The 12,118-nt window shown below is 64.8% G+C and carries 12 protein-coding genes; 8 read left to right on the forward strand and 4 right to left on the reverse strand.

Translation table 11 applies throughout. The features are described from left to right. Positions 1-41: 41 nt before the first annotated feature. The 8 genes from G6N57_RS15835 to G6N57_RS15870 all read left to right on the forward strand — a co-directional run bounded on the left by G6N57_RS15835 (position 42) and on the right by G6N57_RS15870 (position 9,048). A complete protein-coding gene (locus G6N57_RS15835) occupies positions 42-1,157 on the forward strand; it encodes an ABC transporter substrate-binding protein (protein ID WP_077741511.1) in 1,116 nt (371 codons plus the stop codon). A gap of 1 nt (position 1,158) precedes the next feature. Next, positions 1,159-2,289, forward strand: coding sequence for a spirocyclase AveC family protein (locus tag G6N57_RS15840; RefSeq protein ID WP_077741510.1), 1,131 nt, complete (start codon positions 1,159-1,161; stop codon positions 2,287-2,289). Further along, entirely contained in the window at positions 2,282-3,172 is an 891-nt protein-coding gene (locus G6N57_RS15845) for an SDR family oxidoreductase (RefSeq protein WP_077741509.1), read from the forward strand. Before G6N57_RS15840 ends, G6N57_RS15845 begins: the two co-directional genes overlap by 8 nt. After that, positions 3,165-4,667 (forward strand): aldehyde dehydrogenase family protein, encoded by a 1,503-nt coding sequence (locus G6N57_RS15850; RefSeq protein ID WP_077741508.1) that lies wholly within the window; start codon positions 3,165-3,167, stop codon positions 4,665-4,667. Before G6N57_RS15845 ends, G6N57_RS15850 begins: the two co-directional genes overlap by 8 nt. A gap of 12 nt (positions 4,668-4,679) precedes the next feature. Continuing rightward, positions 4,680-5,888 carry a cytochrome P450 gene (locus tag G6N57_RS15855; RefSeq protein WP_077741507.1) on the forward strand — a complete coding sequence of 403 codons (1,209 nt, stop codon included), beginning with the start codon at positions 4,680-4,682 and terminating at the stop codon, positions 5,886-5,888. A gap of 88 nt (positions 5,889-5,976) precedes the next feature. Next, a complete protein-coding gene (locus G6N57_RS15860; protein WP_077741506.1) occupies positions 5,977-7,245 on the forward strand; it encodes a cytochrome P450 in 1,269 nt (422 codons plus the stop codon). A gap of 25 nt (positions 7,246-7,270) precedes the next feature. Continuing rightward, a complete protein-coding gene (locus tag G6N57_RS15865) occupies positions 7,271-8,149 on the forward strand; it encodes a mycofactocin-coupled SDR family oxidoreductase (RefSeq protein ID WP_077741505.1) in 879 nt (292 codons plus the stop codon). A 119-nt stretch (positions 8,150-8,268) separates the two neighbouring features. After that, positions 8,269-9,048, forward strand: a complete 780-nt coding sequence (locus G6N57_RS15870; protein WP_077741504.1) for a spirocyclase AveC family protein — start codon at positions 8,269-8,271, stop codon at positions 9,046-9,048. Between the two features lie 56 nt (positions 9,049-9,104). On the opposite strand, the gene G6N57_RS15875 is transcribed toward G6N57_RS15870, so the two are convergent. The 4 genes from G6N57_RS15875 to G6N57_RS15890 form a co-directional block, all read right to left on the reverse strand. Then, positions 9,105-9,443: a hemophore-related protein gene (locus tag G6N57_RS15875; protein ID WP_077741503.1), complete on the reverse strand. Its 339-nt coding sequence runs from the start codon at positions 9,441-9,443 to the stop codon at positions 9,105-9,107. 117 nt (positions 9,444-9,560) lie between these two features. Beyond that, positions 9,561-10,922: a cytochrome P450 gene (locus G6N57_RS15880; protein ID WP_077741502.1), complete on the reverse strand. Its 1,362-nt coding sequence runs from the start codon at positions 10,920-10,922 to the stop codon at positions 9,561-9,563. Between the two features lie 64 nt (positions 10,923-10,986). Further along, complete coding sequence (locus tag G6N57_RS15885; RefSeq protein ID WP_064886231.1) at positions 10,987-11,181, reverse strand: ferredoxin; 195 nt, start codon at positions 11,179-11,181, stop codon at positions 10,987-10,989. Positions 11,182-11,214: 33 nt separating this feature from the next. Then, complete coding sequence (locus G6N57_RS15890) at positions 11,215-12,075, reverse strand: mycofactocin-coupled SDR family oxidoreductase (RefSeq protein WP_077741501.1); 861 nt, start codon at positions 12,073-12,075, stop codon at positions 11,215-11,217. Positions 12,076-12,118 lie beyond the last annotated feature (43 nt).

Genomic DNA, 12,118 nt, shown 5'->3' on the forward strand with positions numbered 1-12,118 from the left:
CCCGGTGGTCCCTGCGATGGACGCCGCATCATGGAGGTCAGATGTCGTACGAGAGCACTGCGGAGCCCATCAAGGTCGGCTACCTGATGGACTTCACGTTGCCGCCCGGGTTCCCGGAAGAACTGCGGGCCTCGTTCACCCGGACGTTTGACCTGGTGTTCGAAGAGGCCGTCGAGCAAGGGTTGATGGACCGGCCGGTGCAGATGATCTACCGCGAGGTGGAAGGGCTGCCGAAGGGTTCGGTGAAGGCCGTGATCGACGCCTACGGCGAGCTCGTCGACGAGGGCTGCCTGGTGGTGTTCGGGCCGAACATCACCGACAACTGCGTGCCGCTGCGGGAAGCGATCGAAGAGCGCTTCAAGGTGCCGGCGATCAGCGTCACGGGAACCGACGATTGGCTCGGCGAGTGGACGTTCGCCTTCCCGCAGGGATCGATGACGGACGAACCGATCTTTCTGGCGGATCTCGTCGCGAAGCGAGGGCTGACCGACATCGGTGTGCTCGTGGAGCAGAACCTCATCGGCGACAGCTATCTGAAGAATCTGCGAACCGCATGTGCCCGCAAGGGTATTCGGATCGTCGCCGAAGCGGCGATCGCGCAGACCGCCCAGGACATCAACGCCGCGGTCAGCACACTGCACGAAGCCAAGGCCGAGGCGATCGTGCATCTCGGGTTCGGTTTCGGCATCGTCTTCATCAACCCGGCGCTTGAGGCCGTCAACTGGGATCCGCCGCGCTTCACCACCACCGCGTTCCAGAACGCCTGGGTGAACCCGATCATGTGGAATGCGTTCCTCGGCTGGATCGGGGTCGATCAGTACGACGAGGGCAACCCCGTCGGACAGGCCTGGATGGATAGATACGCCAAGCGGTACAACGGAAGTCGTCCCGAGTACTGCGTGACGGTGGTCAACCACGACGTCGCCGCGACGCTGGTGCGTGCCTTCACCGATGCCCATCCGCTGAGTCCGCGCGGGGTCAAGGAGGCGCTCGAGCGCGTGAAGATGATGCCGGCCGCTTCCGGTGCGCCCGGAACCCGGGTGTCCCTCGGGAAGTGGACCCGGAGGGCATGGATGGGATCGGGCTACCTGGTCGCCCGGACGCTCGATGCGGACGGCATCAATTCGCGCCTGGTCGATCGCTTCGGGGAGGAGTGACATGACCACACAGGAATCGCTACCACCCGATACGCGGGTGCAGCGGCCGGTGCGCAAGGGCCCGAACTGGGGCCGGATGATCGCACTGCTCGCGTGGCTCGGTTTTCTCGGCCTGTTCGTCGCGGTCGGGCGTACGGACGTCGACCCGCGGGTGGCCAATCCGAACGTCGAGGGCCGACCACGTCCCGTCGGGTTCCTGACCGCGTTCGACAGCTGGCAGATCATTCCGCAGGTGGGCGCGGTGATCATCGTCGTGGTGTTCACCGTCATGTTCATCGTCGGCTGGCGTAAGAACCCCGGTAGCCCGGTGCTGCTCATGGTGCTGTGCACGACGCTGATCGTCTGGCAGGACCCGATCATGAACTGGTCGCCGTACGCGGTCTACAACCCGATGCTGTTGCACTGGCCGGAGAATTGGTACCTCGTCATGATGTCGCCGACGGTGGAACCGTTCATCGTCTTCGGCTACGTGCTGTTCTACTTCGGGCCGTACTTCCCGGGGATCTGGATTCTGCGCAAGCTGCAGGCCAAACACGGTCCGGAGGCGTTCGTCACCCGGCACCCGCTGATCAGCCTGGGCGCGCTGGTACTGGTCATCGGTTTCATCTTCGACGCCATCCTCGAGGTCAGCCTGGTCCGCACCGGGCTGTACATCTACTCGCAGGCGATTCCGTTCGGAACGCTGTTCCCCGGCAGCACCTTTCAGTTCCCGCTGATCTGGGAGTCCCTGTCGGTGACCTTCGTGATGGTCCCGGCGGCGATTCTGGTGTACCGGGACGACACGGGAAAATCGGTGGCGGAGAAGCTCGCTGCGAAGGCGAGGCTCTTTCCGTCGAAGCCCGTGCTCGGCACATTCCTGGTGATGTTCGCGATCATCAACGTGTCGTACTTCGCCTACGGCGGCTGGTTCTGGGCGATCAAGGCCAGCGGGCTGGCCACCTCGGTGGCATGTCCGTGGCCGTATCCCGAAGCGAAGATCTATGACCCGCAGGGCTATTACCGGGCGAACGGAGCCGAGGGACCCTATTCGGTAGGCAAGTGGTCCACCTGGCAGCAGGGCCCGGCCCGCAACACCGACGTCGAGTTGGGGTCGAAGAGCAACCGGTGCGCGACGGGGAACCAGAATGGCTGAGCCCCGGACAGTCCTCATCACGGGCGCGTCCCGTGGGCTCGGCTTCGCATCCGCCACGCGCCTGTATCGCGAGGGGTGGCGCGTGGCGGCTGCGATGCGTTCGCCGGATCGGGGAATGGCACTGCTGCGGGCGGCGACGGGAGCCGCCGAGGACGACGAGCGGCTCATCGGTATCCAGCTCGACCTCACCGACGCCGCATCGATCGCCGCGGCGGCGAAGAGCATCACCGAAACCGTCGGCGCGCCACATGCGGTGGTGCACAACGCCGGGATCTCGGCGGCGGGAATGGTCGAAGAGACGCCGCCAGACCTGTGGGAGCGGATGTTCGCGACCAACGTCTTCGGCCCGGTGATGCTCACCAAGGCGCTGCTGCCATCGATGCGAGAGGCTGGGCGGGGCCGCATCGTGCTGATCTCCAGTGCTGCCGGTGTACGCGGAATGCCGGCAACCGCACCGTATTCGGCGGTCAAGGGGGCGCTGGAAAGGTGGGGCGAATCGATGGCGGGGGAGGTCGCCCCGTTCGGGATCGGCGTCACGATTCTGGTCACCGGGACCTATGACACGGAGATCATCACCGACGCGGGCACGACAGACGTCCGCGACCTGGACGGACCCTATGCCCGGCATCACCGCACGATGGACAAGCGGGGGCGGGCCATGATGAAGAGCGCCGCTCGGCCCCCCGAGAAGTTCGCCTCGGGCCTGGCCAGAGCCCTCGACAGCCGACGGCCGTTCGTCAAGGCCGCTGTCGGCCCGGACGCACGAATGTTGTTGATCGCCAACCGCTTGCTGCCCACGGCGGGCTTGCACCAGATGACCCGGCTGATGATGGGGATCCCGCGGTTCGGCGCACTACGAGGGGAGAACCCGGGCCATGGCTGAGCAGTCAAGAGTCCACTTCGAATCGAGAATGCTGATCGACGGCAAGCTCGTCGACGGCGAGGCCGGCACGTTCACCAACATCAACCCGGCCAATGAAGACGTGCTGGGGGAGGTCTCGGACGCATCGAAGGCGGACATGAACCGGGCCATCGACGCGGCCCGCCGGTCATTCGACGACACTGCCTGGTCGACCGACCATCAACTCCGCAAGCGGTGCCTCGAACAACTGCACGAGGCCCTCGAACGCGAGGTGGAGGAGCTGCGCGAGGAGCTCATCTGCGAGGTCGGCGCCCCGCGTGCGGTGACGCACGGACCGCAACTCGACGCCCCGCTCGCCGACGGCCTCAAATACCCGGCCCGGCTGATCGAGACATTCCCGTGGGAAACCGATCTCGGCGACACGGTGGTATCCGTCACCGGGGTGAACACCACCCGCAAGGTGTGGCACGAGCCGGTCGGTGTGGTCGGTGCCATCGTGCCGTGGAACTTCCCGTTCGAGGTGGCCGTCAACAAGCTTGGGCAGGCGTTGGCTGCGGGCAACACAGTGGTGCTCAAACCCGCGCCCGATACACCGTTCAACGCCACCCGGCTCGGCCGGCTCATCGCCGAGAACACCGATATCCCAGCGGGTGTGGTGAATGTCGTGACGGCGTCGGACCACCTGGTCGGCGAAGAACTGACGCTGTCGCCGAAGGTCGACATGATCTCGTTCACCGGCTCCACGGCCGTGGGCAAGCGGATCATGGAGAAAGGTGCCGCGACCATGAAGCGGCTGTTTCTCGAGCTGGGCGGCAAGTCCGCCACCATCGTGTTGGAGGATTTGGAGGACGCAGCCTTCAATTCTGCATGTTTGATCGGTATCGGCCCGTTGCTGCACGCCGGGCAGGGTTGCGCCGCTCCCACCCGAATGCTGTTGCCGCGCTCGCGCTACGACGAGGGTGTCGCGATCCTGAAGGCCATCTACGAGAACATCGCCCCCGGTGATCCACAGGATCCCGGAACGCTCTGCGGTCCGGTCATCTCGGCCAAACAGCAGTCCCGCATCCTTGGCTACATCAGGACCGGCGTCGACGAAGGCGCCACCATGCTCGTCGGCAGTACGGAAGCGCCGACGGCATCGGATCTGTATACCAAGGGATTCTGGGTCAACCCAACCCTTTTCACCGATGTGGACAACTCGATGACCATCGCCCAGGAGGAGATCTTCGGACCGGTCCTCGTTGTCATTCCCTACGAGGACGAAGACGACGCCGTCCGAATCGCCAACGACAGCCCGTACGGACTCGCCGGCAACGTCATGTCCGGCTCGCTGGACCGGTCGCTGGCCGTCGCACGCCGGCTCCGCGCCGGGTTCATCGGGCTCAACGGCACCGCGGGATACGGCGCCGACACCCCGTTCGGCGGCTACAAGAACAGCGGCGTCGGGCGCCAGAACGGGGTCGTGGGCTTCAGCCAGTACACCGAGGTGAAATCAGTCGCCTACCCGGCGCAGTAGAGGAGAACGTCTGTGGAACAGCTTTTTGACGACCTCGAGGACTTCGGCTCGTTCGACGACGCCGTCTCCGGTGACGTCCGGGACCCGTTCCCGGAACTCGCAAGGCTTCGGCGCGAGGAACCGATCCAGCGGATCGACATGTCCGCGATGCCGGGGGAGGAAGGCAAGCCCGTCTTCATCGTGTACCGCTACGAGGACGCCCAGCAGATGCTGCGCGACAACCTGACGTTCTCGTCGTCGGGTGTCATCGCGGCGTTCGGCCCGGTGCTCGGCGAGCGGGTGATGCTGGGAATGGACGAGCCGGTGCACGGCCGGCTGCGTTCGCTGGTATCGAAGGCCTTCTCGCAAAAGGCCTTGGCGCGTTGGGAAGACGAGCTTGTCGGCCGCGTCGCCAACGAGCTCATCGACAATTTCGCTTCCAGGGGCAAGGTCGACCTGGTCAAGGAATTCACGTTCGACTATCCGAGCCGCATCATCGCCGGGTTGTTGGGACTGCCCGAGGAGGACTATCCGCAGTTCCAGCGCTGGTCCATCTCGCTGCTGAGCTGGATCATGAACCCGGAGCGTGGGCTGGCGGCGTCGGCTGCGCTGTGTGAGTACTTCGCACCGATCCTGCAGGCCCGTCGTGCCGAGCCCAAGGACGACATGATCAGCCTGCTCACCGAGGCGGAGATCGACGGCGAGAAGCTCACCGACGAAGAGATCTTCTCGTTCCTCCGACTGCTGCTGCCCGCGGGTGTGGAGACCACATACCGGTCACTGGGCAACCTGCTGTTCGGATTGCTCTCGGACACAACGCAGCTGGACGCGGTCAGGGCCGACCGATCGCTGCTGCCGCAGGCCATCGAGGAAGCTGTGCGCTGGAACCCGCCGTTGCTGACCATCACCCGCACCACGACCTGTGCCACCGAGCTGGGTGGGGTGCACATCCCGGAGGGGTGTTCGGTGATGCCGATGCTCGGTTCGGCGAATCGACAGGAAGATCGGTGGGAAAACCCCGACGAGTTCGACATCTTCCGCACCGCCAAGGGCAATCTCGGCTGGGGCCACGGTGTGCACGTGTGCCTGGGAATGCACCTCGCGCGCCTCGAGATGCGCACTGCCATCAACCTGCTGCTGGACCGGTTGCCCAACCTGCGGCTGGACCCGGACGGAGACGATCCGCACATCCGTGGCCAGGTCTTCCGTTCGCCGACATCGCTACCGGTGCTGTTCGGATGACAACTCTGGCGAGCAGACACATAACTGCACGAAATCGCGTGATTTTGGGCAGTTTTGCGTCTGCTCGCGGAGGAGAAAGGAACCTGATGTGACCGATTTCGAGACAGTGGATTTCTTCACCGACCCGGCCCTGGTGCCCGACCCGTATCCCTACTTCGATCATCTGCGGTCGAAGTGTCCCGTCTCCCATGCCACTCCGTTCAACGTACTGGCGGTCACCGGCTATGACGAGGCACTGGCCGTCTACAAGGACCCGGCGTTCTCGTCGTGTGTTTCGGTGGCGGGGCCGTTCTCCGGCCTGCCGTTCGGACCGGGGGAGAGTGACGACGTCTCGGATCTGATCGAGGAGCACCGGCTCGCGGTGCCGATGGGCGAGCACATCACGTCGCAGGATCCTCCGCTGCACACCCGCACCCGCGGGCTGATGAACAAGCTGATCACTCCCAAACGTCTCAAGGAGAACGAGGACTTCATGTGGCGGCTGGCCGATCAGCAACTCGACACGTTCGTCGACCGCGGATCGGCCGAGTTCCTGGCCGACTACGCCAAGCCGTTCTCGCTTCTGGTGATCGCCGACCTGCTGGGTGTCCCGGGCGAGGACCACGAGGAGTTCAAGGCGGCGTTCGCGCTGGAGACCGTCGGCGAGCTCGGCAAGGAAGCACCGACGACGCACAATCCCCTGCAGTGGCTCAACGACAAGTTCTACGCCTACATCGAGGACCGCAGGCGCGCACCGCGTGACGACGTGCTGACCGGGCTGGCCCAGGCGAAGTACGAAGACGGATCGACCCCCGAGATCGAGGACGTCATGAACCTGTCGACGTTCCTGTTCGCGGCGGGAACGGAGACCACGACCAAGTTGGTCAGCTCGGCGGTCCGATTCATCGGAGACAACCCGGGATTCGAGACGATGCTGCGCGACGACCGGAGCAGGATTCCGTCCTTCCTGGAGGAGACGTTGCGGTTGGAGAGCCCGGTCAAATCACACTTCAGGATGGCCAGCCGGACCACGAGCATCGGTGACACCGAGGTGCCTGCCGGGACCACCGTGATGGTGCTGCCTGGGGCATGCAACCGTGACGAACGTAAGTTCCCCGACCCCAATGTGTTCCACCCCGACCGGACGAATGTGCGCGAACAGATCGCATTCATCCGGGGTGTGCATTCGTGCCCGGGCGCACCACTGGCCCGCGCGGAAGGCCGGATCTCGTTGAACCGCATCTTGGACCGGATGTCCGACATCACGATCTCCACCGAGCATCACGGCCCCGCCGAGGACCGTCGGTACACCTATGAGCCGACGTTCATCATGCGCGGGCTCAGCGAACTGCACATCGAATTCAAACCGGCCGCCTGACCGGCCAGCACAGGTAGGAGCACACATGACCGGAAAGCTCGACGGCAAGGTCGCTTTCATCACCGGAGCCGCCCGCGGGCAAGGTCGGGCACATGCGATCGCGATGGCCCGGGAAGGCGCCGACATCATCGCGGTCGACATCTGCCGTGACATCCCGTCCAACCCTTATCCGTTGGCCACTCCCGACGACCTCACCGAAACCGAAAGGGCGATCAAAGAACTCGGCCGACGCGTCGTCGCTCGCGTGGCCGACGTCCGCGAGCGCCACGAACTGCGCGACGCGGTCGAGGCCGGAATCGCCGACCTCGGCAAGATCGACATCGTGGTCGCCAACGCCGGCATCCTGCCGATGGCGATGGGCCGACCGGACCCGATGCAGTTCGTCGACGCCTCCGACGTCGACCTCGTCGGCGTGATGAACACCGTCGCGGTCACGGTCCCGCACCTTCCCGACGGATCGTCGATCATCGTCACCGGCTCGACCGCCGGCATGATCCGGGGTACCACCGACAACCCCAACATGGGTCCGGGCGGGGCGGGCTACGGGTGGAGCAAGCGCGTCGTCATCGAGTACGTCGAGGAGATGAGCCTGCATCTGGCCCCGAAAATGATCAGGGTCAACGCGATTCACCCGACCAACTGCAACACGCACCTGTTGCAGAACGACGGCATGTATTCCATGTTCCGGCCCGATCTCACCGAGCAGGGCAAGAAAGCCACCCGCGAGGATGCCGAGCCACTGTTCACCATCTTCCAAGCGATGCCGATTCCGTACATCGAACCCGAGGACATGGCCAACCTCGGCGTGTTCCTCGCCAGCGACGACAGCCGCTACATCACCGGACAACAAATCCGCGTGGATGCGGGCTCACTGCTCAAGTGGCCCAACGGACCTGGGCGGTAACGCGCAGTGGGCGCAATCATCATGCTCGGCAGCCTGTTCGTCCTGATCGCCCTGATCGTGGGTCTGGTGCTGCATTTCGATCCTGAAGCGCATCGGGCACCGGGCCAGGAGGTCGAGAAGTGAGTGTCGACCTTCTGATCAAGGCCGGTGTCACGTTCGCTTATCTCACGGGCCTTGGCTTCCTGGCGATCGGCATCTACCTGAGCTACCGGCGCGGGCGCCTGCATCCGTTGCTGCTGCTCTGTATCTCGGCGCTCTCGTTCTCCTGGATCGAGGCGCCGTACGACTGGGCGATGTATGCGCAGTTTCCGCCCGCGCTGCCGCGGATGCCTGCGTGGTGGCCGCTCGACATGACCTGGGGCGGGCTGCCGTCGGCCGTCCCCGTCGGCTACATGGGGTACTTCGTGCTGCCGGCCATCATCGGCGCAGCACTCGGGCGTCGGGCGAGCGGAAAGTGGAATTGGCGCCGGCCGCAGACGTTGTTGCTGGTCGGGTTCGCCGTCGGGTTCTGCTGGGCCCTGTTCTTCAACGCGATCATCGGCGCGCGGCTCGGCCTGTTCTACTACGGCTACGTGATCGAGGGGCTCGGCCTGTGGGAGGGGACCAAACACCAGTACCCGATCTACGACGCCATCGCGATGGGCATCCAGATGATGGTGTTCACCTACCTGCTGGGTCGCACCGATTCCGCGGGCCGCAACGTCATCGAGATGTGGGCCGACAAGATCTCCAAGACCCGGCTGCAGTCAGCGGTGCTGTCGGTGATCGCCGTCGTCGTGGTCGGGCACGCGGTCTACGGTGCGGTCTTCGCGCCGCACCTGGTCACCAAACTGGGCGGCTGGGTGACCGTCGGAACGACCGAGCAGCTGTTCCCCGGGGTCCCGAACCAGCCGAGATAGCCGGCACGCTGGAGTGGCGGTCGAGTTCGGGCCACTCCAGCGCGACGATGCGGAGATCAGTACCTGTTGCAGCTGCCCGCGATCGAGTTGATCGGCCCGAAGTACTCCTGAGCGGCCGGGCTGGCCTGCAGCTGGGCCACCGTCTGCTGACGCTCGGCAGGCCCGGAGGCCAGGAAGTTGCGCAACGCGCCCTGGGCGAACGGGGAAGCGTTGAACTGCTGAGCCAGGTCGGGACGCTGTGCGTTCAGCGCCGCCATCACCTGCTCGTAGCTACATGTCGTGTTGACCACGCCGCTGAAATCGGGTTGGGCGGACGCCACCCCCGTGACCAGCGGAACGGACAGCGCCAGCCCGCCGATAGCGGCGGCGACGTATTTGAGAGAAGACTTGATCACGTGTTGGAACCCCCATGTTGGTCGCCCAAAAAGGCGACGCCTTGCACGTTTGCCGGACCCGACCTCATTCGAGGTTAACAGGCGGCAGACGGACAAGGCGTCCTCGCGAAACCGGCCTCAGTCGATGACGGCGGCTTCCTTACGCTCCGTGATCGGCCGAGCCAGCTCCTGCTCATTGCAGATGCGCTGCAGCTTCTCCAGGGTCTCGTCCAGCCCGGGGCCCTGTTTCTTGCCCGGGGTGAACCGGGCCGGGAGGTTCCGCATGCCCTGGATGACGCCGATTGTGTCGTAGTGCACGGTGCCCTCGGGATCGCACACATAGTCCGGCATCCGGTCGAGCACCGCGGTGAGCATCGACTTGAACACCGTGCGTGCCACGTTCGACCCCACGCACCGGTGCACGCCGATCCCGAAGCTGAAGTGCCGGTTGCCCTTCCGGTCCAGGACGATCTCGTTGGGTTTCTCGAACACCGACGGGTCGCGGTTGGCCATCGCCCAGGACAGCCACAGCCGCTCGTACTGCTTGAACTGCTGCCCCTCGACCTCGACGTCCTCGGAGAACGTGCGTCCGTCCCCGGGTGCGGGGGTGAAGAAGCGCAGGAACTCCTCGGTGGCCGGGTCGAGCAGGGTGGCGCGCTCATTGCTCAGCCGGGTGCGTTCATCGGGATGCTCGCCCAGCCATTCCAGGGCATGGGCGGTGAGCGCGGTCGTGGTGTCGAACCCGCCGCCGATCACCAGACCCAGGTTCCCGAGGATCTCCATGTCCGGTGCCGGTTCACCGTCGATGCGCAACTGCAGCATCGCGTTGACCAGCCCGGGCCGCGGAGTCTCCCGGATCTCCATCATGTTGTTGATGATGTCGATGCCCATCTCGCGATGCTGCTCGTTGATCTTCTCGCGATCGGGCGAGTGCTCGGGCGTGTACACCGAGGCGTGGGTGGGCTCGCTGTAGACGTTCCACTTCTTGAGCTCGATGCCCATCATGGCCAGGGTGAACACCGCGGGTACCACGTTGGCCAGATGTTCGACGAAGTCGATCTCGCCGGATTCGATGTGCTCATCGAGGGCAGCCCGGGTGATCTCGTCGACGAACGGCACCCACCGCTTGATCGCGGCCGGCGACAGATACGGGTTCAGTGCACCGCGGTAGGCGCTGTGCTCGGGTTCGTCCATCTCCAGGATGCCGCCGCGGACGACGGTGGCGCGGCTGGCCTTGGGGATGGTGATGCCCTGGTAAGGCGTCTCCCCGCTGATGTCGTGATGGTTCGAGACGACGGGGCAGCGGGCCAGCTCGAACACGTGCTTGCTGTCGGCCGCCACCCAGTGACCGTTGTAGACGTCGGTCCAGGCCATCGGGCAGCGGGACTGCATCTCCTCGGTGATCTTCTCGAACTGCAACCGGTATTCCGGCGTATGCCGGTCGAAGTGGTACTTGTTCTTCTTACGGTCGTCGTCGGTCGTGACATCCACTGTGCTCAACTCTCTTCGCGCAAGCGGCTCATCGGTGCTCACGGCGTTGTCTCCCTTAGTATTCGGGTCTGCATCAATCTTCGATGACGATGGCTTGCTCGGGGCAGGAGTGCGCGGCCTCGCGGACCGCGTCCTCCTGATCCGCGGGTACCAGGTCCGAAACGGGTGACGCGTGACCATCGACGTCGTCGAGAACGAACGAGTCGGGCGCGATCATCGAGCACAGGGTATGGCCCTGGCAACGGCTGGCATCGACCGAAACCTTCACTACGACAACTCCTTTCGAATCACTGAACGCGGATCAGACGTGGTAGTCGTACCACTTGAGGTAGCCGCCGGCGTCGACCCGCAGCTGCATGCCGGTGACGTAACGGGCTTCGTCGGAGGCCAGCCACAGCACCGCGTTGCTGATGTCCTCGGGCTCGATGAAGTTCACCTTCATGGCCTGCTGCACACCGAACACCGGCTCGGCGTCGGCACGGGTCGGGTTCTCCAGATCCGGCCGGAACGAGCGGTACATCGGCTCGCTCTGCAGCATGTTGGTGTTGCAGTTGGTGGGGTGGATGACGTTGGCGCGAATGCCGCGCACGGCCAGTTCGGTGGCCAGTGCATGCACGTATTCGGAGATGAGCCGCTTGGAGATCATGTAGCCCATGCCGCCTGGATCGGCGCCAGGGTTGGGCTTGCTGTGGGCGTCCATCAGCGCGGCGGCCGATGCGGTCGCGATGATCGACGCGCCCTCCTTGAGGTGTGGCAGGGCGACCTGGATGGCGTTGATGGTGCCGACGAAGTTGGTGTTGATGCCGTCGGTCCAGGCTTGCATCGCGGGCTGGCCCTTCATCGCCGCGATACCGGCCTGGGCCACGACGATGTCGAGCTTGCCGAACTCCGCGAGCCCGGACTCCAGTGCGGCCCGCAACTCGGCCTCGTTGCGGACGTCGGCCTGGGCGGTGACGATGCGCCGGCCGGTCTTCTCGACGTAGTTCTTGGTCTCTTCGAGATCCTCCGCCGTGGCCATCGGGTAGCCGACGGTGTCGTAGTTCTTACAGATGTCGACGGCGATGATGTCAGCGCCCTCTTCGGCCAGCCGGACCGCGTGGCTGCGGCCCTGGCCGCGTGCCGCGCCGGTGATGAATGCGACTTTGCCCTCTACACGTCCCACTGCATATGTCCTTTCGTTCAATGATGTTCGGGTGCGCCTGCGG

Origin of the sequence: Mycolicibacterium boenickei (genome assembly GCF_010731295.1) — a bacterium.
Taxonomy (GTDB): domain Bacteria; phylum Actinomycetota; class Actinomycetes; order Mycobacteriales; family Mycobacteriaceae; genus Mycobacterium; species Mycobacterium boenickei.